Source organism: Actinomadura luzonensis, assembly GCF_022664455.2.
Classification (GTDB): domain Bacteria; phylum Actinomycetota; class Actinomycetes; order Streptosporangiales; family Streptosporangiaceae; genus Nonomuraea; species Nonomuraea luzonensis.
Map to the genome: position 1 here is coordinate 2,453,436 of NZ_JAKRKC020000001.1, position 24,526 is coordinate 2,477,961.

The window sequence follows — 24,526 nt, forward strand, 5'->3', positions numbered from 1 at the left end:
CACCGTTTATGCTTCCGGCGCAGTGGGAGGAACACGTTCATTACCGTGATTATTGGGACAAGATCTCCCGATCCCGGCGTCCCGTGCGCACCGTCGACCACAGCCAGCCCAGCGCGACCAGCGAGATCACGATGAGCCCCGCCCAGTTCAGCAGCGTGTAGACGTGCACCTGCCAGGCGGTCACGTGCGGCACCCGGCCGATCCGCAGCGCCTCGAACTGCCACGGCCGCCCGGTCAGCACGAGCGTGACCGCGATGGCGATGGCGCTCATCGAGTCCCACAGCGCGTGCAGCGCCGAGACGCCGAGGTAGGCCAGCACCACGCGGTTGGTCAGCCGGCCGCCCGCCGCGAACAGCGCGCCGCCCAGCACGGCCGTCCACAGGCCGTGCCCGACCGGGGCCAGGATGCCGCGCAGCACCTCCGTCTCGACGAGCTGCCCCAGCGACAGGCCGTCGGCGGTGAACAGCGCGTTGAAGGCGTAGCCGGCGCTCTCGAAGGCGGCGAAGCCGAAGCCGACCGTCGCGCCCAGGATGACGCCGTCCATGGTCGAGCGCCGCTCCATCCGCCGGGTGACGAACATCAGCGCCGCCAGCTTCACGCCCTCCTCGATGAGGCCGACGGCGACGTACATGAGCAGCGAGGGCCGGAGCAGCCAGCTCTCCAGCAACGAGGCCCCGAGCACGCCCAGCACGCCGCCCACGACGAACGCCATGAACAGCAGCTCGACCGTCACCCGGGGCGAGCGCCCCCGCCCGTACGCCCACACCACGAACGTCACCGGCACCAGGAAGCTGCCGAACAGCACCACGGTCGGCACCAGGTTGGAGTTGCCCGTCCAGGCGGTCACCAGCACCGTGGCCGCCCACAGGACGAACCCGGTGACGAAGATCCGCACCCACAGTCTCTTCATTCGATCAGCTCCTCGACGGCTCGGAAGGCGGCGGTGACGGCGGCGTCGGCGCGGGCGGCGGGAGCGGCGTCGGAGCCCGCGATCGCGATGCGGCCGAAGCGCCGGCGGGCCACGTCGGCGGGGAACGGCCCGTCGGGGTAGAAGGCGTGCCACGGCCGGCAGTACTCGGGGGCGTTGCCATGGCCCCAGCGGTTGACCGTGATGCCCTCGACGTCCCTCGCCGGGTCGAAGCCGGCCGGGCCGAGCAGCCGGGTGAGCTGCTCGCGGATCGTGCGCTCCAGCACCTCGTACGGCGTCCTGATCAGCTCCCTCCGCCCCGCCACCGCGCCCGCCCGGGGCCCCAGCTCCGCCCGGCACGGCGTCGCCAGCAGGTGCACCTCGGCCGGGCCGCCCGGCCGCTCCGGCGGGTCCAGCTCGACCAGCGACCAGTACGCGCCCGTCCACCGCACCCGCCGCACCCCTGCCCGCCGCCAGGCGTCCCAGTCGCGCACCCGCACGCTCGCGTGCACCAGCGGCACCCGTACCGCCTCGCCCAGGGCCTCGCGCTGCGCGGCCGGCAGCTCCGGCACCAGGTACGGGATCACCGCGCTCCAGCAGGCCAGGACGACCGACCCGGCCGCGACGCTCCTGACCCGGTGGCCGTCGAAGTAGGCGACGCTCGCCGCCCCCTCGCCGTCGCGCACCGACACCACCGGGCTGGACAGCCGGAACCGCACCCGGTCCCCGGCCCGGTCCGGCGAGCCGGGATCGGGCAGCATCCGGTTGACCATCGCGCGCACCAGCGCCTGGTTGCCCTCGGGGAAGAGGTAGACGTCGGGGTCGCCGATCCCCCACTGCTTCCTGACCGTCGGCGAGTTGTAGCGCGAGGGCTTGTCCGTCTCCAGCCCGAGCCCCCCGAACCCCGGGTAGCCGGTGCCCCAGGCGTCGATCGCGCCGAGCGCCCGGGTGTCGTAGCCCCACTCGGGGCAGGACATGCTCCGGCAGAACCGCTCGACCTCCGGGTGCGCGCCGCAGACCTCCAGCAGGAACGCCGAGTACGTCAGCCCGGCCAGCCGCTCCTGCTTGGCCTCGGCGGGCAGCCCGGGGAACCAGTCGGGCGGGTCGTGGCGGAGCCGGCGCAGGTCGTCCCTGGCGCGGGCGGCGAGCGGCAGCCGCGAGACCCAGTCGCCGGTGAGCCGGACCAGGGTGTCCGCGCCGAAGGACTCCTCGTCGCACATCACCGCGTCGGCGAGCCCGGCCTCGGCCCCGCCCGTCCGGCCGCGGACGCTCTGCCGGTGGAACATCGCCCGCCGTGCCTGCCCGCCGATCTCGTCGTGGTTGTCGAGGACCAGCACGCTCGCGCCCGGCCGCCGGCGCCGCCACTCGTAGGCCGCGCTGACGCCGCTCAGCCCGCCGCCGACCACGACGAGGTCGTAGCTCTCGCCGGTGGGCTCGGGCGGGCCCGCGTACTGCCAGAAGCGGCCGTCCCTGAGCGCGTGCGGCACGCTCAGCGCTTCCGGGCCGCCGCCGCGGAACCCGGAGGGGCCGGGAGGCGGGGCGGCCTGGCGCGCCGCCTCGGCCGTGCCGCCGGAAACCACGCTCCCCAGGGTGCTCACCGCGATGCCGTCGAAGAAGTCGCGGCGGGAAATAGTCCGGTTCATCCCGAGGTCCCGTGGCGTCAGTGTCATGGCGCGATCATCGGCAGCCCCGGAATTGCGGGCGCAGGGACGCGCAGCGCCTCGAGAAACATTTTGCGCGGCCTATTACCGCGAATGCCGGTTTGGAGTAGCGTCCGGAAGAGCGAGACGGGGGGAGCCGGGGTGGTCGGCAAGCAGGGCAGGGTCACCGGACGGATCGGGCCCGGCCTCGTCGGCGAGGTGATGATCACCATCAGGGGCGGCAGCGAGGCCTTCTACGCGTACCCGAGCATCCCCGACGAGGAGATCCCGGTCGGCGCCGTCGTCGTCGTGGTCGAGTACTTCCCCCCGCGCACCGTCTACGTGGCCAAAGCACTCCTTTGAGGGAGGCAACCGATGTCCCCGGAGCTCTACATCATCGGCGGCGGGGTGCTCGTCGCCGTCGTCGTCGTGATCCTGCTGTTCAAAGCGGTGTGGCGGGTGGCGGAGCCGAACGAGGCGCTGATCATCTCCGGTCTCGGCGCGCGCCGCCGCGGCGAGGGCGTGGACAGCCTCGGCTTCAAGATCGTGACGGGCAAGGGCTCGGCGGTGATGCCCGGCTTCCAGACCGCCCGCCGCCTCCGCCTCGACACCCGGGCCGCCAACCTCCAGGTCTCCTGCGTCACCCAGCAGGGCATCCCCGTGCACATCCGCGGCGTGGTGATCTACAAGGTCGGCGACGACTTCGTCTCCATCGCCAACGCCGCCCGCCGCTTCCTCGACCAGCAGGACTTCATGACCAGCGCGATCCACGAGCTGTTCACCGGCCACCTGCGCTCGATCATCGGCAACCTCACCATCGAGGACCTCATCCTCAACCGCGAGCGCCTGACCAGCGAGACCCGCGCCTCGGCCGCCGACGAGATGAGCAAGCTCGGCCTCGTCGTCGACTCCCTCCAGATCCAGGAGATCGACGACGAGACCGGCTACATCGTCAACCTCGGCAAGCCCCACGCCGCCAAGGTCGCCGCCACCGCCCGCATCGCCCAGGCCCAGCGCGATCAGGAGGCCACCGAGGCCGAGCAGGTCGCCGCCGCCAACATGGCCGCCGCCCGCCGCGACGCGCGCATCAAGGAGGCGTCCTACCAGGCCGAGATCGACCGCGCCCAGGCCACCTCGCGGCAGGCGGGCCCCCTGTCGGAGGCCACCGCCCGCCAGGAGGTGGTGGTCCAGGAGACCAGGGCCGCCGAGCTGGAGGCCCAGCTCGCCGAGCAGCGGCTGCAGTCGCAGGTGCGCAAGCCCGCCGACGCCAAGGCGTACGAGACCGTCACGCTGTCGCAGGCCGAGCGCGACGCCCGCATCGCCCAGGCCGAGGCGGAGGCCAGGGAGACCGAGCTGCGCGCCGCCGCCCAGGCGTCCCAGGTCAAGCAGGCCGCGGCGGCCGAGGCGGAGGCCGTGCGGCTGCGCGGCGAGGCGGCCGGCGCGGCCACCAAGATCACCGGTGAGGCCGAGGCCCAGGCCGCGCAGGCGCGCGGGCTCGCGGGCGCGGCCGCGGCCAAGGCGCTCGGCCTCGCCGAGGCCGAGGCGGCGCAGGCCAAGGGCCTGGCGGAGGCGCAGGCGATCAGCGCGCGGGCCCAGGCGCTGAAGGAGAACCAGGAGGCCGTCATCGCCCAGCAGCTCGCCGAGCAGTGGCCGCAGATCGTGGAGGCGGGCGCGAAGGCGTTCGGCGGCGTGGACCACATGGTGGTGCTGAACGGCGCGCAGGGCGTCGAGGAGATGCTGGCCAAGGCGCTCACCCTGGGCGGCACGGGGCTCGGCCTGGCCAGGGCGCTGCTGAATGGCACCGGCCCGAACGGCAGTAATTCGGAGAACGGCGTCAAAAGCGCTGAATCCCGCGAATAGCGTCGTTGCCGAGGTGGTGGTGGCGCGATTCCTCTAGCGTTCTCGAGAATGCCGCCAGAGGAATTGGAGAACCATGCTTAAGGCCATTTCCGGCATATGTCTGAGCATGATGGCCGTCGCCGGATGCTCGTCCGGCGGCGGCGACGCCCCGCCCGCGCCCGCCGCCGCGGCCGTCAAGCCGGCGCAGGGCTCCGGGGCGTCGTCCGCCGACGCCGCCCGGCTGCGGGCCGCGCTGCTGCCCGTCCCCGAGGGCATGAGCATCTCGTACGGCCCCGAGCTGGGCGCGTTCGGCTCGCTCAAGTCCACCCAGCAGGGCCTCGCCGCGGTCCGCCAGGCCCGGCTGGAGCGGCCGGAGTGCGCCGGGGCGGCCCAGCTCGACGCCGCCAAGCCGGACGTCGCCAAGGCCCCGGCCGCGGTGATCGCCTTCGCCGCCGAGCGCGGCTCGATCACCCAGGCCGTGGTCTCGCTCCCGTCGGCGGCCTTTCCCGCGCCCCTGCCGCGGCAGTGCACGTCCTACACGGCCGACGTCGACGGCGCCAAGGTCGTCTACAAGACCCGCGTGCTGCCGATGCCCGCCAAGGGCGACCAGTCGCGCGCCTACCTCACCACGGCCGCGGGCGGCAAGGAGAACGCCGAGATCGGCTCGGTGATGATCCGGCGCGGCAACCTCATCATGAGCATGCTCGTGGTGGGCCGCCAGGTGAAGCCGGACGGCCTGTACGAGCTGGCCAAGCTGGCCGACCAGAACCTCGCCAGGGTCACCCGCTGATCCCTGGCGCGGTCAGCCGCCGAACAGGCCCATCAGCACGGCGGCGCGCTCGGTGCGCCGGACGTGGATCTCGCGTCCCTCGCGCCGCCGGCTGATCAGCCCCGCCGCCTCCAGCCGGTTGCAGTGGTAGGAGATCACGTTCGGCGCGTACGCCACCTGCCGCGCGAGCGCGCCCATCGACAGCGGACGCTCCAGGACGGCCAGGATGGCCGCCCGCACCTCGCCCAGCAGCAGCTCCAGCCGCTCGTCGGGCCCGGGCCGGCCGGCCGCCGCGCCGCCCGCGCCGGGCAGCGGGTATCCGATCCACACGGCGTCGGGCCCGTCGAGGCGGGCGATGAGCGCGTTCGGGCCCGCCAGCATGGGCATCAGCACCAGCCCGCGCGAGCCGATGGCGAACGTCTCGGGCTCGAAGTCGGGGAAGCTGAGCGTGCCGTCCCTGAAGCTGCACCCGTCGTGCAGGTCGTCGAGCACCACGTCGAGCGAGCGCCGGGCGGCGGCCACCGCCACCCGCTCGACCTCGCGCTCGAACAGCGGCCGCGCCTGCTCCCACACCGGCCGCATCGCCCGCCACGCCTCCTCCACCAGGTGGGCGTAGCCGTGCAGCCAGCGGCGCGGGCGGCGCAGCGCGGGCCGCCAGTGCTCGGGCGGCTCCCCGCCGGTGATCGTGTCCAGCTCCGCCAGCAGCGCGTCGGACGGCAGGTCGCGCAGCATCTCCACCTGCTCGGGCACGTCCAGGTCGCGGGTGAACTCGCCGGGCAGCACGAGGTCGGGCAGCACGCTGAAGCCCGGCGTGGCGAGGGAGCGCAGCACCATCGCGTCCGGGGCCCCGGCCGCCGCGCGCACCCGCCGCCGCCAGGGCTCGGGGGCGCCCCGCGCCCGCCCGGACAGCGCGTCGGTGATCAGCGCGAGCATGGACAGGCCCGGGGTCAGCGTCACCGACACCGGGATCCGGTCGAGCCGCTCGATGACCAGGTTGGTGGTGGTGCGCATCTAGATCAGTACGTGGTCGTCCGGTCTGCCGACGAAGGAGAACTGGGCGTTGCGGGTCAGCTTGATGTGGTCGGCCTGCCAGGTGTGCATGGAGGCGTCGGCGCTGCGCCAGTAGACGAAGTTGAACCGGTCGGCCGAGTAGATCTTGACGGAGTCCTCCTTGAGCCGGCGGACCAGGTCGGTGTCCTCGCCCCGGGTGATGTCGGCGAAGCGGTAGGAGCGGAACATGTCGCCCTTGCCGAGGAACGTGCCGCCCTGCACGAGGAACGAGTACCGGTGCTCCAGGCCGGGCAGCCGCAGCATGGTGGTGTTGGAGCCCTCGAAGTAGGCGTAGTGCGCGCCCTTGCCGACCAGCTCGGCGTCGGAGTAGTCGAAGGCCCGCACCAGGTCCGACAGGTAGTGCTCGCCGTAGAGGTTGTCGTCGTCCATCTTGGCGATCAGCTCGCCCTCGGCGGCCGAGATGCCGAGGTTCATGCAGGCGCCGAGCGACAGCTCGGCGGCGGCGGGCAGCACCACGACGTCGGTGATGCCGGCCATGCGGGCCTTGTCGGCGACCACCACGGGGTCGATGTCGAGGCCGTGCAGCACCATGACGAGCTGGAGCGGCCGGTGCCGCTGCCGGGCCACCGACGAGATCGCGTGCTCGATCTGGGAGGCGCGGTTGGTGGGCAGCACGACCGAGATCGAGCGGGTGCGCGGGGTCACGTGGTGGCCGAGGTCCTGGAGGATCTGGTCCACGCGGTGGGAGAACAGGTGCTTGTCGAAGACCTCGCGCATGGCGAGGTGGCCCATCCTGGCGCGCAGCTCGGGGCTGTTGATCAGGTGCAGCACCTGGTTGTACGACTCGATCGGCTCGCGCGCGATGGGGATGAGGTCGCCGAAGGTCTCCTCGATGGCCCGCGACCAGCCGGTGACCACCGGGGTCGCGCACGCCGACAGCTCGAAGACCCGCCGGGCGCACATGGTGGGCGAGTCGAGCACGGAGTTGACGTTGAGAAAGACCTTGTACATCCGGTACGCGGCGAGCATCTGGTCGTAGGGCAGCTCGCCGACGATGTGCGGGCGGTACTTCTCCGGCCAGGCGTACTTCTCGTCCACCTCGCCGTTGCGGGCGAAGATGTGCAGGCCCAGCTCGCGCACCGGGTCGAGGACGGTCTCCATCTGCTCGCGGCGCTCGGGGTGCTTGTCGCGGAAGTACATCCCGGCGAAGACCACGTCGTGCAGCCGGCCCTGCTTCTGCTGAATCGGGTTGTGGACGCGGGGCTGGGCGGCGAACTGGAGCACGTCCACCCGGTCGTGTCCAAGAATTTCGCGATACTTCGGCAGCATGTCGCCGTCGCACGTGAACACGTAGTCGAACAGCTTGGCCGTGTCGATGAAGAAGTCGAAGTTCGGCGGGTCCTCCTTGTTCCAGAAGACCGTCGGGATGCCCTCGCTCCTGCACCAGGCCACCAGCTCGCGCAGCGGCTCCTTGGGCGCGTTGGTGCCGGTCATCTGGTAGCGCCAGCGGCCCTGGTTGCCGTGCCAGGCCGACTCGCAGAACAGCAGGTCCGGGCGCTTGTCCGCGAAGATCTCCGGCCAGTCCTTGAGCCCGAACTCGATCTGGTCCCACTCGTAGCGGAAGGCCATGCGGGAGAAGTCGTCGAGGATCACCGCGACCTTGAGGCCGGGCCGGTTCACCGGGCCGTTCGGCCACTTGACCGGGGGCACCTCGACCAGCGGCGGCCGGTTGTTCGCCAGCTCGACGGCCTCGGTCACCGGCATCGGCGGCTTCGGCGCGCGCTCCTTCGACCGCACGGCCTCGACGATCTTCCCCGGGCTCTTCGAGCCCAGGGCCTCGCCCAGCTTGAACGTGCGCTTGGCCTGCGTGGCCTCCAGCTTCCAGCTCGCGTATGCGGCCTTGGCCTCGGCGATCTCCAGGCGCCGCCGCAGCTCCCTGAGCTCCGCCTCGTAGCGCTCGACGACCTTGCGCTCCTCGGGCAGCCAGTTGACGGGACCGAGGCGCTGGTACGAGGGGGGCTCAGGGGTTTCGGCCATGGTGATGACGCCTAACGCTCAGGGGAGATTTGCCATGTTACGCCGCCGGTGATGGCTATTCGGGGCGTTTCGCCTGGGAAGCCGGTGCCAGGTTGTCGCCCTTGAGCCAGGCGGCGATCACCGTGGCGATGCGCGGCCCGGCCTTGCCGTCCCACAGCACCGGCAGCTCGCCCGCCGGGGTGGCGGCGCCGTCGGCCAGCGCCTTCTCCGCCGCCGCCGGCAGCAGGGCGGGCGTGACCAGGCGGTTCGTGCCGTGGGTGATCGTGATCGGCCGCTCGGTGTTGGGCCGCAGGGTCAGGCAGGGGACGCCCAGCACGGTCGTCTCCTCCTGCACGCCGCCGGAGTCGGTGACCACCAGCGCGGCCCCGCGGACCAGTGAGAGGAAGTCCACATAGCCGAGCGGGTCGATCACCTTGACCGTCCCGCCGTCCACCAGGCCCGCCTCGGCCAGCCGCGCCTTGCCGCGCGGGTGCACCGGGATCACCACCGGCACCTGCCGGGAGACCTCCAGCACCGCGTCCACCAGCTCCTTGGCGGCCTCCGCGGTGTCCACGTTGGCCGGGCGGTGCAGGGTCGCGACGGCATACCGATCGGGTATGCCGAGCCGCGCCACCACCGGCGCCGGGTCCAGGCGGGGCAGGGCCGCGTACAGGCTGTCGATCATGGGGTTGCCCACCAGGTGCACCTTGGCCGGCGGCACGTCCTCGCCCGCCAGGTACGCCAGCGCCTCGGGCGAGGTGGCGAAGAGCAGGTCGGCGAGCGCGTCGGTGACGACCCGGTTGACCTCCTCGGGCATGCCCCGGTCGAACGAGCGCAGCCCCGCCTCCACGTGCGCGGTCGGCACGCCCAGCTTGGCGCAGACCAGGATGGCGGCGAGGGTCGAGTTCACGTCGCCGTACACCACGACCAGGTCGGGGTCCTGCTCCTGCACGACCTCCTCCAGGCCGACCAGCAGGGCCGCGGTCTGCCTGGCGTGGCTGCCAGAGCCGACCCCCAGGTTGGCCACCGGCTCCGGCAGGCCGAGGTCGGCGAAGAAGACGTCCGACATCAGTGCGTCGTAGTGCTGGCCGGTGTGGATGATGCCCTGCCGCACGCCGAGCTCGCCGAGTGCCCGCACCACCGGGGCCGCTTTCACGAAATTGGGACGAGCACCCAAAACGTGCAGGACCAGGGGGTTCTCCCTCATTGACCTCGCCTTTCATAGCGGAAGGGAAAAAACGCTGCCTATGGTACGGTCCCTGCGTGGCATCCGACGCCAGTCGTCAAGACTCCTCCCAAAGCGCCGGCAGGGTTTCCGCGAAGTCCGCCCGTGCCGGTGTCGGCGGGCTTCTCAAGGGCTTCGTCCAGCACCCGATCATCGTCTCCCGCGTCGTCGCGACCAAGGTCAAGGCCGACCCCGTCCGGGTCGCCCAGGCCGCCGCCGACGCGCTCCCGCCCAAGCTGCGCCCCGTCGTGGGCAGCGTGGCCTGGCCGGCCGCGCGCCGGGCCCGCCGCCTGGTGCGCAAGTTCGGCATGCGCGTGGTCAAGGGGCCGTGGGCCGAGGCCAAGGCCCACTGGGACGCCGGCCGCGTCAGCGAGGCCGCCGCCGTGCTGGAGGCCCACACCAAGTACCCGTTCGTCAAGCGCAGGGCCGCCTACTACCGCGGCGAGCTGGCCGCGATCAGCCCCGACCCGATCCCGCCCGGCCCCAAGGTGGCCATCCTGGAGCGGGTCCAGGGGCGGGTGCTGCACCTGGTCACCAACGCGCTGCCGTACACGCAGGCCGGCTACACCGTCCGCACCCACCGCATCGTCACCTCGCAGAAGGCCGCCGGGCTCGACCCGCACGTGGTCACGAGCTGGGGCTGGCCGATGATGCAGGGGCACGCCGACGCGCCGCCGTACGAGGAGATCGACGGCATCCCCTACTACCGGCACCTGCCGGACGGGCACGGCGAGGTGCCCTTCGAGATGCGCGGCCGCATGGTCAGGGGCGCCGACTCGGTCACCAAGCTCGTCACCCAGCTCCGCCCGCAGGTCCTGCACGCCGCCACCGACCACCGCAACGGCTCGGTGGCCCACGCCGTGCGCGACCGCACCGGCACCCCGTTCGTCTACGAGGTCCGCGGCTTCCTGGAGGAGACCTGGGCCTCCCGCGACCCGGTCCGCGTCGGCAGCGAGCGGCACGTGCTCCAGCGCGAGCGCGAGGCGTTCCTCATGCGCGAGGCCGACGCCGTGGTCACGCTGGCCGAGACCATGGCCGCCGAGATCGTCGAACGCGGCGTGCCGCGCGAGCGCATCCACCTCGCCCCCAACGCCGTGGACGACTCCCTGCTCACCGCCCACTACGACGGCGCCTCCTTCCGCGACGCCTACGGCATCGCGAAGAACGAGATCGTCATCGGCTCGGTGTCCAGCATCGTGGCCTACGAGGGCTTCGCCACCCTGCTGCGGGCCGCCGCGCTGCTGCGCGACGCGGGCACGCCGGTGCGGGTGCTCATCGTCGGCGACGGCGCCGAGCGGGAGAACCTGCTGGCGCTGGTCGAGGAGCTGGCGCTCAAGGACGCCGTCCTGCCCGGCCGGGTGGGCCCCGAGGAGGCGCTGCAGGCGCAGGACGCCATCGACATCTTCGCCTGCCCGCGCGAGGACCTGCGGGTCTGCCGCCTGGTCACGCCGCTGAAGCCGGTCGAGGCCATGGCGCTCGGCAAGCCGGTGGTGCTCAGCGACCTGCCCGCGCTGAGCGAGCTGGTGGGCTCCGACGGCGCCGGCCTGCTGGTGCCGCCCGGCGACCCCGAGGCGCTGGCCGAGGCCGTCGCGGGCCTGCGCGAGGACCCCGCCAGGCGGGCCGAGATGGGCGAGGCGGGCCGCGCGGAGGTCGCCGCCAAGCGCACCTGGAGCCGCGTTGCCGAGACTTACCGGTCTCTTTACCAGTCGCTCACCGAAAGATGACCTTCGTGTTGGCTGTACGTTCTGAGCGTTTCGGTCGCATTAGGCGTGAGCTAGGTGGACTTGAGATAACCTTTGCGACCATGAAGTGTTGTATCCGGCTCCCAAAGGCACAGCTGTGACAGAAATAGACTTGGCTGTCATCGGCCTGGGCTACGTCGGCATGCCGCTCGCCAAGGAGGCGGTGGCCGCCGGTCTGCGGGTCGTCGGCGTGGACGTCGACCCCCGCAAGGTCGAGGCCCTCACCGCCGGACGGTCGTACATCGATGACCTGACCGACGCCGACCTCGAGCACATGCTGGCTCACGGCTTCACGGCCACCCTCGACGAGAGCGTGCTGGCCCGGAGCAACACCGTCGTCATCTGCGTGCCGACGCCGCTGGACGAGGACCACCGCCCCGACCTGTCCGCGGTCGAGGGCGCCGCCAAGGCCGTGGCCCGCAACCTCGCCAAGGGCACCCTCGTCGTGCTGGAGTCCACCACGTGGCCCGGCACCACCGACGAGCTGGTCCGCCCCCTGCTGGAGAGCACCGGCCTGGTCGCCGGCGAGGACTTCCACCTGGCCTTCTCGCCCGAGCGCATCGACCCGGGCAACCCGAAGTTCGGCCTCCGCAACACCCCGAAGGTCGTCGGCGGCTACACCGCGACCTGCCGCGACCGCGCCACGGCGTTCTACGGCCGCTTCATCGAGCAGGTCGTGCCGGTCAGCGGCACCCGCGAGGCCGAGATGGCCAAGCTGCTGGAGAACACCTACCGCCACGTGAACATCGCCCTCGTCAACGAGATGGCGATCTTCTGCGACGAGCTCGGCGTCAACCTGTGGGAGGCGATCGAGGCGGCGGCGACCAAGCCGTTCGGCTTCCAGAAGTTCCTGCCCGGGCCGGGCGTCGGCGGCCACTGCATCCCCGTCGACCCGTCCTACCTGTCGTACACCGTGCGCAAGCTCGGCTACCCGTTCCGGTTCGTGGAGCTGGCGCAGGAGATCAACGAGCGGATGCCGTCCTACGTGGTGGCGCGCGTCCAGCGGTTGCTCAACAGGCATAAGAAGCCCGTGAACGGCGCCAAAGTGGTTATGCTCGGCGTCACCTACAAACCGGATATCGCCGACGAGCGGGAGACCCCGGCGCTGCCGGTGGCGCGTGCGCTGCTGGAGCTGGGGGCCGACCTCTCGTTCGCGGACCCGTACGTCAAGGAGTGGTCGGTGGACGGCACCCTGGTGCCGCGTGAGGATGATCTGGCCGAGGCCGTGACCGGCGCGGACGTGACGCTGCTGCTCCAGCAGCACGCCGCGTTCGACCTGGACATGGTCGAGGCGAAGGCCAGGCTCGTGCTCGACACCCGCGGCGTGCTCGCCGAGGGTGAACGCGTCGAGCGGCTGTAGCGACGGAGGGCTGCGCGCAGTGCACGTGCTCGTCATGACGGTGGTGCATAACCCCGAGGACGCGAGGATCCTGCACCGGCAGATCCGCGCGCTCGTGGACGCCGGTCATGAGGTCACGTATGCCGCCTCCTTCACCGGCTTCGGCGTCGTCCCGCGCCCGTGGGTGACCGGCGTCGACCTGCCGCGGGCCGCCCAGCGCAAGCGGGTGGCCGCGGTGTGGGCGGCGCGCAAGGTGTTCAAGCGCATGCGCGGCAAGGTCGACCTCGTCCTCGTCCACGACCCCGAGCTGCTGTTCGCGGTGTGGGGCGTGCGCAACCGGCCGCCGGTCGTGTGGGACGTGCACGAGGACACCCCGGCCACGCTGTCGCTCAAGCCGTGGCTGCCCTCGGCCCTGCGCCCGCCGGTGCGCTTCCTGGCCCGCCTGCTCGAAGGCACCGCCGAGCGCCACCTGCACCTGCTGCTCGCCGAGACCGCGTACGCGGGCCGCTTCAAGCACGCCCACCCGATCGTGCCCAACGAGACCTGGGTGCCCGACTCCGTCACGCCGCCCGGCGACGACCGCGTCGTCTACCTCGGCTGGTTGTCGCGCGCGCGGGGCGTGTTCGAGGCGGTCGAGGTGGCCAAGCTGCTGCAGCCGTACCGGGTGGCGGTGGAGCTGATCGGCTACGCCGACCCGCAGAGCCGTCCGATGCTCAACCAGGCCGTCACCGAGGGCCTGCTGGAGTGGCGCGACTTCATGCCCAACGACGAGGCGCTGAAGCGGCTCGACGGCGCCCTCGCCGGGCTGTCGCTGCTGCACGACGAGCCCAACTACCGCCACTCGATGCCCACCAAGATCGTCGAGTACATGGCGCACGGCATCCCCGTCATCACCACCCCGTCGCCGCGCGCGGTCGAGCTGGTGGAGCGCTACGACAGCGGCGTGGTCGTGCCCTGGCAGGACCCGAAGGCGGTGGCCCAGGCCGTGCTGACGCTGCGCGACGACGTCCGGGAGCGGCGGGCGCAGGGCGCGCGCGGCTACGCGGCGGCCCGCGCCAACCACCACTGGCCCAACTCCGCCAAACGCTTCGTCGCCCAGCTCGAAGCGTGGGCGGGGGTCAAGTCATAACGAACGGCGGGACGTCGAAGGTGCGCTGGCTGTTCCTCGTCGTGGGCGTGGCCGTGCTGGCCCTGGTGGCCGCCGTCGTCATCGTGCTGCAACCGGCCGGTGAGGAGAAGAAGGTCGCCGCGGTCGCGCCGACCACCCCGGCCAAGCCGTCGCAGACCGCTCCCACCCCGAAGGTCAGCGAGTTCACCGACCGCTGCGGCACCTTCGAGACCAAGGAGAAGGCCCCCTACGCCGTCACCGGCTACTGGATCACCCCGAAGTCGGACCCCTGCACCTGGCGCACCCAGCTCAAGGAGATCCACGACGTCGGCGGCGACACCATCATCAGGATCGGCTACGGCCTGCAGTTCCGCACCGTCTCGGCCGACGGCGAGGTGCAGACCAGGGACGGCGAGCTCGACTCCCTCTACAAGGCGTGCCGCGAGGACGGCCTCACCTGCCACGACGCCGCCGAGCGCGACCTGATGAAGGCCAACCCGGACAACCGGATCGGCCGCACCTACGTCTACCGCACCGACGAGTCGTTCGGCCCGAACCTGTTCCGCTGCCCCGAGATGGAGCACAGCGTGCGGGCCGGCAAGCGCACCTACTTCCGGCTGATCACGCAGCCCGACGGCTCCGACGACTCCACCTGCGACTTCTCCAGCAAGGGCGCCTCCTACGACCTGATCCTCGTCGCGGGCTCCGAGACCGACAGCCTGACCAAGCTCCTCGACCTCGGCGACCAGTTCGGCATGCGCGTCTTCCCCGCCCTGCCGCTGGCCCCGCGCGACCCCAAGACGCCGATCAGGGCCAACAAGAAGCACCTCGGCACGCTGACCACCCTGACCCGGCGCATCCTCCAGGACTACGGCGCCCGCTTCGCCGACCGGGCCTCCCTCGGCGGCGTCTACCAGCCGTTCGAGGTGCAGATGTCGGACACCCTGGCGAGCAACCCGACGCTGGAGGTCTACGCCGACCAGCACACCATCGTCGAGCAGGAGCTGCCGGGCAAGCCCATCCTCATCAGCCCGTACATGGACGCGCGCCGCCGGGTGGCCTTCGGCCAGACCCCGAAGCAGGTGGCCGAGGCGTTCAAGGCGCTGGCCAAGACCGGGGTCGGCATCATCGCCCCGCAGGACAGCCGCGGCACCGGCAAGGTGGGGCTGTTCTGGCCGGACGAGCGCGACGAGGAGGTGGACGAGCGGCTGCGGCCGGTCGTCGGCGAGTCCACCTACGGCACCGCGTACTACGGCTCCACCCGCGACTACTACCGCGAGATGTCGCTCGCCCGCGACGAGATGGTCCAGGCCGGCTACGAGGTGCAGCTCTGGGCCAACGTGGAGGCGTTCGAGCCGTCCGGCGAGCGGCCGTGCGCCCCGCAGGGCACCCGCGGCAAGACCGACAAGAAGCGCCTGGACCAGGCGGTCACCATGACCGGCCGGTACGTGCAGAAGGTCGTCTCCTATATGTGGAGCGACTTCATGACCTGCGGCCAGCCGTCGCTGGAGAAGGAGATCACCGCCGACTGGCGGCGGCCGGTCGCCGTGGACGCCATCCGGCGCTCGCGCGACATCCAGGACGGCGTCGAGGTGCGCGGCTACAACCTGGCGGGCTCCACGGTGTCCGTGGAGTGGTCCGGCGGCACCCGCGAGCTGTCGGTGCCCCAGGTGGGCTGGCTGGAGGAGGACCCGCTGGAGGAGCTGCCCGAGGGCATGGCGACGGCGTGGGTGCCGTTCGACTGGACCCAGGTGCCGGCCGACGAATGGGTACGGGTCACCGTCAAGGGCGCGAACGGCCTGGTCTCCAGCGAGCCGCTGCACGTCCGCATCGCGGCCTGAGCGGGCGTTCGCCGCCCCTCACGGGTGCGTGTAACGTGCCGTGCATGGTCCCGAGCGTCCCGGTCAGCGTCGACCTGGTCGTGCTCACCGTGCGTAACAACGCCCTGAGCGCCCTGGTGTGGCGCCGCGACAACCCGCCGTTCCTGCGGCGCTGGTCGTTGCCGGGCGGCTTCATCCAGCTCGACGAGGACCTTCCCGACGCGGCCCGCCGCATCCTCGCCGAACGGGCCGGCCTGCCGGGCGCGCCCGTCCACCTGGAGCAGCTCCAGACCTACGGCTACCCCGACCGCGACCCGCGCCAGCGCGTGCTGAGCGTCGCCTACCTCGGCCTCGCCCCCGACCTGCCCGCCTCCGAGAAGGCCCACATGAGCTGGCAGCCGGTCGACGCCCTCGCGGTCATGGCCTTCGACCACCGCCGCATCATGCTCGACGGCGTCGAGCGGGCGCGGGCCAAGCTGGAGTACACCTCGCTCGGCGCGGCCTTCTGCCCGGCCGAGTTCACGGTCGCCGACCTGCGGCGCGTCTACGAGATCGTGTGGGGCCGCCCGCTCGACCCGCGCAACTTCCACCGCAAGGTCACCAAGGCCGAGGGCTTCCTGGTCGAGACCGGCGGCACCACCACGCGCGACGGCGGCCGGCCCGCCAAGCTCTACCGGCGCGGCCCCGCCGAGCTGCTGCACCCTCCGATGCTGCGCTCGCTCAAGGAGTAATGTCGATCGCATGAGGGCGGGCTCGTTGGGCATCCTGCTGCTGGCCGCGCTGGTCGCGGCGGCCGGTGTCGCCGTCGTCCTGTCGCTCGTCTCGCCGCCCGCCACGAGACAGACGCTCTCCATCCCCGGCACCGACGCCCCGCTGGCGATCAAGACGGTGCCGTGGCGGCAGGGCAGCGACCCCGACCTGCCCCACCTGCTGGTCGTGGGCTCGGACATCGAGCCGGGCACCTACGTCGCCCCCGGGTACGTCCCGGGCCGTGGCCCGAACGAGACGTGCGCCTGGGCGCGGCTGCGCGGCCTCGACGGGCGGGCCGGCGACGTCATCGCCTACGGCACGGGCGCCGGGCCGGGGCCGGTGCGGGTGACGATCCTGCCCACCGACAAAGGGTTCGTCACGGGCGGATGCGGTGAGTGGGTGCTCAGCACGAACTAAGGTAGGTCCATGCCTCGTTTCCGCCAGATCCTGGACACCATGGCCCCCTACCGGCCGGGCAAGGCGGTCGCCGCGCCCGACGGGCGCTCCTACAAGCTGTCGTCCAACGAGTCTCCTTACGACCCGCTGCCGTCCGTGGTCGAGGCGGTCGCCGAGGGCGCGCGGCAGATCCACCGCTACCCCGACGCGGGCTCGGTCGAGCTGACCGAGGCGGTCGCGGCGCGGTACGGCGTACCGGCCGAGCACGTGGCGCTCGGGCCCGGCTCGGTGACGGTGGCGCAGCAGCTTTTGGAGGCGGTGGGCGAGCCCGGGGGCGAGGTCGTCTACGCCTGGCGCTCGTTCGAGGCGTACCCGCTGCTGGCCGACCTGGCCGGGGTGACGTCGGTACGCGTGCCGCTGGCCGGCGAGGACCACGACCTCGACGCCATGGCGGAGGCGGTGACCGACCGCACGAGGCTGATCTTCGTCTGCAACCCGAACAACCCGACCGGCACCGCGATCCGCCGCCGCGAGCTGACCGCCTTCCTCGACCGGGTGCCCGAGGACGTGCTGGTGGTGCTGGACGAGGCCTACCGCGAGTACGTGCGCGACGAGGACGTCCCCGACGGCGTCGAGCTCTACCGCGACCGGCCCAACGTGTGCGTGCTGCGCACGTTCTCCAAGGCGTACGGCCTCGCGGGGCTGCGGGTCGGCTACCTGATCGGGCCCGAGCCGGTCGCGACGGCGGTGCGCAAGACCACGGTGCCGTTCGCCGTCAACCACCTGGCCCAGCTCGCCGCCGTGGCCTCGCTGCGGGCCGAGGGCGAGCTGCTCGAACGGGTCGAGCGGGTGGTCAAGGAGCGCACCCGGGTCCGCGAGGCGCTGGTCGGGCAGGGCTGGACGGTGCCGCCCTCGGAGGCCAACTTCGTCTGGCTGCGGCTCGGCGAGCGCACCATGGACTTCGCGGCGGCCTGCGCGGCGGAGGGCGTGGCGGTGCGGCCGTTCCATCCGGAGGGCTGCCGCGTCACGATCGCCGACCCGGAGGCCAACGACGCCTTCCTGGCCGCCGCCGAGAGCTTCCCGCACCGCTGCTGAACCCGCAGCGGCCGGTCAGGCGGTCACCTTCGCCGGCTCCGCGGCCCTGGTCCTGTTGCGGCGCTCGGTGGAGACGACCAGGGCGACGCCCACCAGGATGACCGCGCCGCCGATGATCATCTGCGGCGTGGCGACCTCGTTCACCACGAGCACGCCGAGGACGACCGCGACGACCGGGTTGACGTAGGCGTAGGTGGACACCAGCGAGATCGGCGCGTTGCCGAGCAGCCAGGTGTAGGCGGTGAAGGCCACCAGCGAGCCGGCCAGCACCAGGTAGGCCAGGCCCGCCCACGAGCGGCCCGACACCGCCGCGAGGTCGAGCCGTTCGCCGAACGACAGCCCGGTCACGATCAGGCCGAGCCCGCCGGCCGCCATCTCGACCATGCTGGCCGCCCACACGTTCGGCGGCATGGGCAGGCGTGCGGACAGGAACGACCCGATCGACCACGACAACGACGCCAGCAGGATCACCACGATGCCGGTGGTGCTCGCCGTCCCGCCGCCGCCGTTGAGCGACAGCGCGGCGACCCCGCCGAAGCCGACCAGCACGCCGGCGAGCGTCAGCAGCGCGGGCCGGTCCCTCGCGACGATCCTGAACACCACCAGCCACAGCGGCACCGACGCGACGAGCAGCGCCGCGAGGCCGCTCGGGATGTGCTGCTCGGCCACCGCGACCATGCCGTTGCCGCCGGTCAGCAGCAGCAGCCCGACCAGTGCCGCGCCGCCGGCCTGCCGGCCCGACATCCGGAACGGGGCGCCGCCCTTGCGCACCAGCAGGAACGCGCCGAGCAGCAGGGCGGCCGTGAGGAAGCGCAGCGCCCCGCTGAGCATCGGCGGCATGGTCTCGATGACGATCCTGATGGCGAGGTACGTCGAGCCCCACACCACGTAGACGATGCTCAGCGCGCCCCACGTGAGGAGGGGGCGGGGGGTGTCAGTGGTGTTCGCGCTCATGGCTCATGACGATACCGGGCAGAAGTGACAGAACGCTCGCGGGTACCAGACTCTGGACTGTGGCGGGATATGAGCGATAAGCGGCAATCACGCCACTGTCCGGGCCTCCGGCGCGGCTGTCAGGATCGTCGCCAGCCGAGAGGAGTTCCCCATGTCCGACGCCATCGCTCACTTCACCGCCCGCCTGGCCTTCGAGACCGACGTCTCCGACACCGCCGCCGCCCTGGCCGCCGGACGTCCCGGCCTGGTGGTGGTCGACTCCCGCAGCCGCGAGAGCTGGGACCAGGGCCACATCGAAGGAGCCGTGCACCTGCCGACCGCCGAGATCCCGGCCAGGGCCGCCGAGCTGGTGCCGCCGGGCTCCCTCGTGGTCACCTACTGCTGGGGCCCCGGCTGCAACGGCGCGACCCGCGCCGCGCTGGAGTTCGCCCGCCTCGGGTACGAGGTCAAGGAGATGATCGGCGGCTTCGAGTACTGGGCGCGGGAGGGCTTCCCCGTCGAGACCGCCGAGGGCGTCGCCCGGCGGCCGGTGGACGCCCTCACGGCCCCGGTGGCGGCCGTCGCGTGCGGCTGCTGACCCTGGAGCCCCAAGAGGCCGGCGGTGCCGCGCAGCGCTGTCACAGCGCCGCGCAGCGCCCGTTTCCGCGGCCTGCCGCCCCGGTGGCCGAAAAAGTTGGCGCCCCCGTCCGAATCGTGTCGATCGGGGGCGTGAGGAACATACCCGCATCCAGGCGGGTCAACCAACAACCCGGCAAGAGTCAATGCGCAGGTGCGCAAAGGTGACAGCGTCGGTCAACGCGCGGGTCACCATGACCCCTTGAAACGGCCCGGACGGGGCCGTACCGGACGGGCCCGCCGCCGGTGAGGACGGCGGAACCGTCTACCGCGGGCCCAGCTTCTCCACGATCAGCCGGTAGAGCTGCCGGGGGCGGCCCGGTTGCGGCGTGCGGTTGGGCGGTAGCGGCCACGCGAGTCCCTCGTCAACCAACGTGCGCAGCAACCGCCGGGCCGTCCGCGGGGTGACCCCCAGCATCTTGCCCGCTCCTTCCGCGTCCACCACCGTGTCGCCGCCCTCCAGCTTCGCCGCCAGCCGGGCCAGCACCTCCACGCCCTTGGGCTTGAGCGCGGTGGAGCCGGCCGGTGGCATCCGCGGGGCCGGGATGAGCGCCCGCCCCTCGCGGTCCACGGCGAAGCCCTGGGCCTGCTTGCCCGCCTGCGTGCGGGCCAGCGCGGCCCGCGCGTGCGACTCCGCGTCATGCGTCGTGCGCCCCATGCCCACGCCGACCTCGACCGCCAGCCCCAGCTCGTCGCGGATCCTGGCGGCGAACGGCAACACCCGGAACCCGTCGGTGGCCGCCGCGATCGAGCCCCTGGTCGCGGTGACCAGGTAGCTGTGATCGTCGATCGGCCAGACGGTGGCGTTGATCCGGTTCGCCTCCTGGACCAGCAGTCGGTGCAGCGACAGCCGCAGCTCGTCGCGCCAGTAGCGGGGCGCGGCGCGGCGCACGGGCTCGCGCAGCGTCGGCACCTCCACCAGCACCACGGTGAGCTGCGACTCCTCCAGCCGGTGATGCGCGCCGAGCAGCGCCGCGGTGTGCAGCGCGGTGCGCACGGCCGCCGACGTGGGCCGGATCCTGATGACCGGCACCCCGGCCGCGTGCAGGCGTTCGGCCACCGCGGGCAGGCACGTCAGCGCCCCCGTGGTGACCCCCTGGCGGGCCAGGCGTTCGTGGTAGGCCGCGATCGTGCCGGTGGCTCCCGGCTCGTCGCGGCTGTGCACGTCCGTGGCCGGTATGCCGAGGTCGGTGTACGCCTCCTCGACGTCGGCCCTGCTGATCACGTCGATGCTGACCCGCTGGGGGTCGATGCGGGTGTCCAGCGCCGCCTTGGCCAGCGCCGCCACCAATGCTGCTCCGCCGAGTTGCACGTAGGTCGCCGGCATCGTCAGCACACCTGAACGCCTGGCCAGGTCATAGGGGACCGGGCTGGCGAACAGGCACGCGTCGACGCCGGGACCGAGCCGCGTCACCTTGTCGGGCGCCTCCTGCTCGTCGCGGTAAGCGGCGGCGACGAGGCGACACGGCAGCGGTGCAGCGGCGTGACCCATCAGCATGACCCGCTCGACGAGGTCGTGGGGTCCGACCACGCCGATGGTGAGGTCCGGTGTCATAGCGCCCGGGCGTGACACTCGGGGAGTTTCTTCGGCCCTCTCGACCAATGTTCGTCCCATCCTGCCGTCCGTTGCAGTGCTCTCTTTTGGAACGATCGCTCGCGGGGGCCGTAATGTCACGCCCGACTTTTCCGGAAAGCCGTTCTGGTTGACCGCCCGACAAGATGTCTCAGCAGCTCAACGAGGTTTTTCTCGCGTTTTTTAGCGTTCGGAAATCTCTCGTGTAATGTCCGCGCCGAGCGCCCGCATTCGCGCGGCGAGATGTGCGTGGCCGCGGTCGATCAGGTATCCGGAGTCGATGACGGTCTCGCCTTCGGCGGCGAGGCCGGCGAGCACGAGCGCGATGCCGGAGCGCAGATCGTGGGCGGTCACCCGGGCGCCGGTCAGCGGGGTGCGCCCCCGCACCACGGCGCGGCTGCCCCGCACCTCGACGTTGGCGCCCATCTTGTTGAGCTCGCCGGCCAGGGCGAAGCGGCCGTCGAAGATGCGCTCGTGGATGTAGCTGGTGCCGTCGGCGAGCGCGGCGACCGTCATCATCGGCGACTGCAGGTCGGTGGCGAAGCCGGGGTAGGTGTCGGTGATGATGTTGATCGGGCGCAGCGGGCCCTCGCAGCGCACGTGCAGCACCGCGCCCTGGCGGGCGAACCCGACGCCCATCTGCTCCAGCTTGTAGCGCACGACGCCGAGGTCGAGACCGGTGCCGACGAGGCTCAGCTCGCCGCCGGTGATGGCCGCCGCCATCGCGAACACGCCGGCGTCGAGGCGGTCGGGCATCACGGTGTGCTCGACGGCGTGCAGCTCCTCCACGCCCTCGACCGTGATGAACCCGGTGCCGCCGCCGCTGATGCGCGCGCCCATCTTGGTGAGCAGGTCGATGACGTCGAGCACCTCCGGCTCCAGCGCGGCGTTCTCGATCACGGTCGTGCCCTTGGCGAGGCAGGCGGCCATGATGAGGTTCTCGGTGCCGGTGTGGGAGGGGGTGTCGAGGTAGAGGGTGGCCCCGGTCAGGCCGCTGGCCTTGACGTGGATGACCGTCTCGCCCTCGTCCACGATCGCGCCGAGGCGCTTGTAGCCGAGGTAGTGGAAGTCGAGGTTGCGGCTGCCGAGGTTGCAGCCGCCGACCCCTTCCACGATCGCCTCGCCGAGGCGGTGCAGCAGCGCCGGGGTGAACAGCACCGAGCCGCGGAAGCGCCGCGCGATCTCGGCGGGCAGCACGGGGCTGCTCACCCGGGAGGCGTCGATGACCAGCGTGCGCTCCGACTCGTGCAGCTCGACGTAGGCGCCGACGGACTCGGCCAGCTCGACCGCGCGCCGGACGTCCTCGATGATCGGGACGTTGCGCAGGACGGTGCGGCCCTTCGCGGCGAGCAGAGCCGCGCCGATCATGGGCAGCACGGCGTTCTTCGCGCCCTGGATGAACGCGGTTCCACGCAGTGCGTTGCCACCGCGCACGCGGTAACGGACCATTCGTGCGGCTCCTTGAATTCAGCGGTGAAGGGCTTGATCGGGCCAACAGTAGTCGCTAACACCACATGACCCAGCCGAATCATCCGCTAAAGGGAGACCCCGTGAGCCGCTCATACGCTTCTAGGTATCGCTGCCGGGTGCGCTCGACGACGTCGTCAGGAAGCCGAGGTGGGGGGTTTCCCGATGATTTGTCCCATCCTGATTCGGGCGAAAGCAACCAGTCGCGTACATATTGCTTGTCGAAAGACGGCTGAGAACGGCCCGGCTTCCACTCGTCGGCCGGCCAGAAACGCGAGGAGTCGGGGGTCAGCACCTCGTCGCCCAGCGTCAGCACGCCGTCGGAGTCCCAGCCCAGCTCGATCTTGGTGTCGGCGAGGATGATGCCGCGCTCGGCGGCGATCTCCGCGCCGCGCGTGTAGACGGCCAGCGTGATGCGGCGCAGCTCCTCGGCGGTCTCCGCGCCGACCTCCGCCACCACCCGCTCGTACGGGATCGGCTCGTCGTGCTCGCCCTGCGGCGCCTTCGTGGACGGCGTGAAGACCGGCTCCGGCAGCCGCGAGCCGTCCTCCAGCCCGGCCGGCAGCCGCACCCCGGAGACCGCGCCGCCCGCGCGGTACTCGTTCAGCCCGCCGCCCGCCAGGTAGCCGCGCGCCACGCACTCGACCGGCACCATGGTGAGCGGCCGGCACAGCACGCTGCGCGCCTCGGGCCCGGGGGCCGCCACGTGGTTGGGCACGACGTCCTTGAGCTGGTCGAACCACCACAGCGAGAGCTGCGTCAGGATGGCCCCCTTGTCGGGGATGTCGGGCTCCAGGACGTGGTCGAAGGCCGAGATCCGGTCGGAGGCGACCATCAGCAGCAGGCCGTCCTCGGTCTCGTAGAGGTCGCGTACCTTGCCGGAGTGCACGCGCTTCATCGGGCGATGTCCGTCCTGTGGTGCGAGCCGCGCAGCTCGACGCGGCCCGCCAGCTCGTAGGCGTTGGCGCGGGCGCTCTCCTGGTCGGGCCCGTTGCCGACCACCGCGAGCACCCGGCCGCCGTTGGCGACGACCTGCCCGTCCTCGCGCCTCGCCGTGCCGGCGTGCAGCACGTACGCGTGGGCGGAGTCGGCGGGCAGGGTGATCGGGTCGCCCTTGACCGGCGAGTCGGGGTAGCCCTCGGCCGCGATCACCACGGTGACCGCCGAGCCCGGCCGGAACACCGGGTCGAGGCCCAGCTCGCCGGTGGCGGCGGCCATGAGCAGCCCGCCGAGCGGCGTCTCCAGCCGGTCGAGCAGCACCTCGATCTCGGGGTCGCCGAAGCGCGCGTTGAACTCGACGACCTTCGGCCCCTTCGCCGTCAGGGCCAGCCCGACGTAGAGCACCCCCTGGTAGGGCAGCCCGCGCCGGGACAGCTCGGCGATCGTGGGGTGCACGATCTCCCGCATGACCTGGTCGGTCAGGCCCTCGGGAGCCCAGGGCAGCGGCGTGTAGGCGCCCATGCCGCCGGTGTTGGGGCCCTGGTCGCCGTCGTAGGCGCGCTTGAAGTCCTGGGCGAGCTGGAGCGGCACGGCCGTGCTGCCGTCGCAGAGCGCGAACAGCGACACCTCGGGGCCGTCGAGGTACTCCTCGATCACCACCCGCTCGCAGGCCCGCGCGTGCGCGAGCGCCCGCTCGCGGTCGGAGGTGACGACGACGCCCTTGCCGGCCGCCAGCCCGTCGTCCTTGACCACGTACGGGGCGCCGAACTCGTCGAGCGCCGCCGCGGCCTCCTGCTCGGTCTCGCACGTGCGGGCCCGCGCGGTGGGCACGTCGGCGGCCCGCATGATCTCCTTGGCGAACGCCTTGGAGCCCTCGATCATGGCGGCGTCGCGGGAGGGCCCGAAGCAGGCGATGCCCGCCTCGCGCACCGCGTCGGACACCCCGGCCACGAGCGGCGCCTCGGGCCCGACCACCACGAGGTCGGCCCGCAGCCGGGTGGCCAGCTCGGCCACCTGCCCGGGGTCGAGCGGATCGACGGGGTGGACGGTCGCGACCTGCTCGATGCCCGCGTTGCCGGGGGCACAGTGGAGCTCGGTGACCTGGGGATCGAGCTGGAGCGAACGGCACAGGGCGTGCTCACGCCCTCCGGAACCAATGACTAGAACGCGCACGCGCCCCATTGTCGCAGGCCCGGGGGACCGGGAGCCGGTCCAGGTGCCCACTGCACCTTATGCCGGAACAGGCGACAAACTTTGTGCGGTTCTACCTGAGCGGCACGCCGCCGCGAGGGTATCGTCGTTTACGTTCACCCGCCTGTGG

The 24,526-nt window shown here is 72.0% G+C and carries 21 protein-coding genes; 11 read left to right on the top strand and 10 right to left on the bottom strand.

The genetic code is table 11. From position 1 onward, the window contains the following. Nucleotides 1-49 precede the first annotated feature (49 nt). The gene (locus tag MF672_RS11835) at nt 50-910 is read right to left on the bottom strand and encodes a PrsW family intramembrane metalloprotease (protein ID WP_242380021.1); all 861 of its coding nucleotides are present in this window, start codon (nt 908-910) and stop codon (nt 50-52) included. Next, complete coding sequence (locus MF672_RS11840) at nt 907-2,577, bottom strand: FAD-dependent oxidoreductase (RefSeq protein ID WP_242380023.1); 1,671 nt, start codon at nt 2,575-2,577, stop codon at nt 907-909. The genes MF672_RS11835 and MF672_RS11840 overlap by 4 nt, the downstream gene beginning before the upstream one ends. Nucleotides 2,578-2,709: 132 nt before the next feature. On the opposite strand from MF672_RS11840, the gene MF672_RS11845 reads away from it, so the two are divergent. From MF672_RS11845 to MF672_RS11855, 3 genes are all read left to right on the top strand, one after another. Continuing rightward, complete coding sequence (locus MF672_RS11845; protein WP_242380025.1) at nt 2,710-2,910, top strand: NfeD C-terminal domain-containing protein; 201 nt, start codon at nt 2,710-2,712, stop codon at nt 2,908-2,910. Nucleotides 2,911-2,922: 12 nt separating this feature from the next. Next, nucleotides 2,923-4,407 carry an SPFH domain-containing protein gene (locus MF672_RS11850; protein WP_242380028.1) on the top strand — a complete coding sequence of 495 codons (1,485 nt, stop codon included), beginning with the start codon at nt 2,923-2,925 and terminating at the stop codon, nt 4,405-4,407. 73 nt (nt 4,408-4,480) lie between these two features. Further along, nucleotides 4,481-5,176 carry a hypothetical protein gene (locus MF672_RS11855; protein ID WP_247815227.1) on the top strand — a complete coding sequence of 232 codons (696 nt, stop codon included), beginning with the start codon at nt 4,481-4,483 and terminating at the stop codon, nt 5,174-5,176. 12 nt (nt 5,177-5,188) lie between these two features. Here the strand turns inward: MF672_RS11855 and MF672_RS11860 are convergent, their stop codons facing one another. Genes MF672_RS11860 through wecB form a run of 3 tightly spaced genes read right to left on the bottom strand, consistent with a single transcriptional unit; the run spans nt 5,189 to nt 9,389 of the window. Next, nucleotides 5,189-6,166: a winged helix-turn-helix domain-containing protein gene (locus tag MF672_RS11860; protein ID WP_242380032.1), complete on the bottom strand. Its 978-nt coding sequence runs from the start codon at nt 6,164-6,166 to the stop codon at nt 5,189-5,191. Continuing rightward, nucleotides 6,167-8,203: a glycosyltransferase family protein gene (locus MF672_RS11865; protein WP_242380034.1), complete on the bottom strand. Its 2,037-nt coding sequence runs from the start codon at nt 8,201-8,203 to the stop codon at nt 6,167-6,169. It abuts the gene before it with no gap. A gap of 55 nt (nt 8,204-8,258) precedes the next feature. Then, a complete protein-coding gene (wecB, locus tag MF672_RS11870) occupies nt 8,259-9,389 on the bottom strand; it encodes a non-hydrolyzing UDP-N-acetylglucosamine 2-epimerase (RefSeq protein WP_242380036.1) in 1,131 nt (376 codons plus the stop codon). Between the two features lie 56 nt (nt 9,390-9,445). On the opposite strand from wecB, the gene MF672_RS11875 reads away from it, so the two are divergent. The 7 genes from MF672_RS11875 to hisC all read left to right on the top strand — a co-directional run bounded on the left by MF672_RS11875 (nt 9,446) and on the right by hisC (nt 17,657). After that, nucleotides 9,446-11,131 (top strand): glycosyltransferase family 4 protein, encoded by a 1,686-nt coding sequence (locus tag MF672_RS11875; RefSeq protein ID WP_242380039.1) that lies wholly within the window; start codon nt 9,446-9,448, stop codon nt 11,129-11,131. A 130-nt stretch (nt 11,132-11,261) separates the two neighbouring features. Next, nucleotides 11,262-12,509 carry a nucleotide sugar dehydrogenase gene (locus MF672_RS11880; protein ID WP_302893194.1) on the top strand — a complete coding sequence of 416 codons (1,248 nt, stop codon included), beginning with the start codon at nt 11,262-11,264 and terminating at the stop codon, nt 12,507-12,509. Nucleotides 12,510-12,528: 19 nt separating this feature from the next. Next, complete coding sequence (locus MF672_RS11885) at nt 12,529-13,617, top strand: glycosyltransferase (protein WP_242380041.1); 1,089 nt, start codon at nt 12,529-12,531, stop codon at nt 13,615-13,617. 20 nt (nt 13,618-13,637) lie between these two features. After that, the gene (locus tag MF672_RS11890; protein WP_242380043.1) at nt 13,638-15,437 is read left to right on the top strand and encodes a DUF4434 domain-containing protein; all 1,800 of its coding nucleotides are present in this window, start codon (nt 13,638-13,640) and stop codon (nt 15,435-15,437) included. 44 nt (nt 15,438-15,481) lie between these two features. After that, nucleotides 15,482-16,147 carry an NUDIX hydrolase gene (locus tag MF672_RS11895; RefSeq protein WP_242380045.1) on the top strand — a complete coding sequence of 222 codons (666 nt, stop codon included), beginning with the start codon at nt 15,482-15,484 and terminating at the stop codon, nt 16,145-16,147. Between the two features lie 10 nt (nt 16,148-16,157). After that, a complete protein-coding gene (locus tag MF672_RS11900) occupies nt 16,158-16,583 on the top strand; it encodes an Rv1352/Rv1906c domain-containing protein (protein ID WP_242380047.1) in 426 nt (141 codons plus the stop codon). Between the two features lie 9 nt (nt 16,584-16,592). Continuing rightward, nucleotides 16,593-17,657 carry a histidinol-phosphate transaminase gene (hisC, locus tag MF672_RS11905; RefSeq protein WP_242380050.1) on the top strand — a complete coding sequence of 355 codons (1,065 nt, stop codon included), beginning with the start codon at nt 16,593-16,595 and terminating at the stop codon, nt 17,655-17,657. A 15-nt stretch (nt 17,658-17,672) separates the two neighbouring features. On the opposite strand, the gene MF672_RS11910 is transcribed toward hisC, so the two are convergent. After that, on the bottom strand, nt 17,673-18,611 hold the full coding sequence (locus tag MF672_RS11910) for an EamA family transporter (RefSeq protein WP_242380052.1): 939 nt from the start codon (nt 18,609-18,611) through the stop codon (nt 17,673-17,675). A gap of 151 nt (nt 18,612-18,762) precedes the next feature. Between MF672_RS11910 and MF672_RS11915 the strand changes: the two genes are divergently transcribed. Then, nucleotides 18,763-19,188 carry a rhodanese-like domain-containing protein gene (locus tag MF672_RS11915; RefSeq protein WP_242380054.1) on the top strand — a complete coding sequence of 142 codons (426 nt, stop codon included), beginning with the start codon at nt 18,763-18,765 and terminating at the stop codon, nt 19,186-19,188. 303 nt (nt 19,189-19,491) lie between these two features. Here the strand turns inward: MF672_RS11915 and MF672_RS11920 are convergent, their stop codons facing one another. The 4 genes from MF672_RS11920 to purD form a co-directional block, all read right to left on the bottom strand. Next, a complete protein-coding gene (locus tag MF672_RS11920) occupies nt 19,492-20,781 on the bottom strand; it encodes a GTP cyclohydrolase IIa (RefSeq protein WP_242380056.1) in 1,290 nt (429 codons plus the stop codon). 201 nt (nt 20,782-20,982) lie between these two features. Beyond that, a complete protein-coding gene (murA, locus tag MF672_RS11925; RefSeq protein WP_242380058.1) occupies nt 20,983-22,248 on the bottom strand; it encodes a UDP-N-acetylglucosamine 1-carboxyvinyltransferase in 1,266 nt (421 codons plus the stop codon). Nucleotides 22,249-22,327: 79 nt separating this feature from the next. Continuing rightward, the gene (locus tag MF672_RS11930) at nt 22,328-23,164 is read right to left on the bottom strand and encodes a phosphoribosylaminoimidazolesuccinocarboxamide synthase (RefSeq protein WP_242380060.1); all 837 of its coding nucleotides are present in this window, start codon (nt 23,162-23,164) and stop codon (nt 22,328-22,330) included. Continuing rightward, a complete protein-coding gene (purD, locus tag MF672_RS11935; RefSeq protein WP_242380062.1) occupies nt 23,161-24,378 on the bottom strand; it encodes a phosphoribosylamine--glycine ligase in 1,218 nt (405 codons plus the stop codon). Before purD ends, MF672_RS11930 begins: the two co-directional genes overlap by 4 nt. Nucleotides 24,379-24,526: the final 148 nt, after the last annotated feature.

Bases quoted from the DNA above. Each gene is read 5' to 3' on its own strand.
- murA (WP_242380058.1), bottom strand. From the start codon at position 22,248: ATGGTCCGTTACCGCGTGCGCGGTGGCAACGCACTGCGTGGAACCGCG.
- hisC (WP_242380050.1), top strand. From the start codon at position 16,593: ATGCCTCGTTTCCGCCAGATCCTGGACACCATGGCCCCCTACCGGCCG.
- MF672_RS11855 (WP_247815227.1), top strand. From the start codon at position 4,481: ATGCTTAAGGCCATTTCCGGCATATGTCTGAGCATGATGGCCGTCGCC.
- MF672_RS11910 (WP_242380052.1), bottom strand. From the start codon at position 18,611: ATGAGCGCGAACACCACTGACACCCCCCGCCCCCTCCTCACGTGGGGC.
- MF672_RS11840 (WP_242380023.1), bottom strand. From the start codon at position 2,577: ATGACACTGACGCCACGGGACCTCGGGATGAACCGGACTATTTCCCGC.
- MF672_RS11915 (WP_242380054.1), top strand. From the start codon at position 18,763: ATGTCCGACGCCATCGCTCACTTCACCGCCCGCCTGGCCTTCGAGACC.
- MF672_RS11900 (WP_242380047.1), top strand. From the start codon at position 16,158: ATGAGGGCGGGCTCGTTGGGCATCCTGCTGCTGGCCGCGCTGGTCGCG.
- MF672_RS11860 (WP_242380032.1), bottom strand. From the start codon at position 6,166: ATGCGCACCACCACCAACCTGGTCATCGAGCGGCTCGACCGGATCCCG.
- MF672_RS11850 (WP_242380028.1), top strand. From the start codon at position 2,923: ATGTCCCCGGAGCTCTACATCATCGGCGGCGGGGTGCTCGTCGCCGTC.
- MF672_RS11920 (WP_242380056.1), bottom strand. From the start codon at position 20,781: ATGACACCGGACCTCACCATCGGCGTGGTCGGACCCCACGACCTCGTC.
- MF672_RS11895 (WP_242380045.1), top strand. From the start codon at position 15,482: ATGGTCCCGAGCGTCCCGGTCAGCGTCGACCTGGTCGTGCTCACCGTG.
- MF672_RS11865 (WP_242380034.1), bottom strand. From the start codon at position 8,203: ATGGCCGAAACCCCTGAGCCCCCCTCGTACCAGCGCCTCGGTCCCGTC.
- MF672_RS11930 (WP_242380060.1), bottom strand. From the start codon at position 23,164: ATGAAGCGCGTGCACTCCGGCAAGGTACGCGACCTCTACGAGACCGAG.
- MF672_RS11835 (WP_242380021.1), bottom strand. From the start codon at position 910: ATGAAGAGACTGTGGGTGCGGATCTTCGTCACCGGGTTCGTCCTGTGG.
- wecB (WP_242380036.1), bottom strand. From the start codon at position 9,389: ATGAGGGAGAACCCCCTGGTCCTGCACGTTTTGGGTGCTCGTCCCAAT.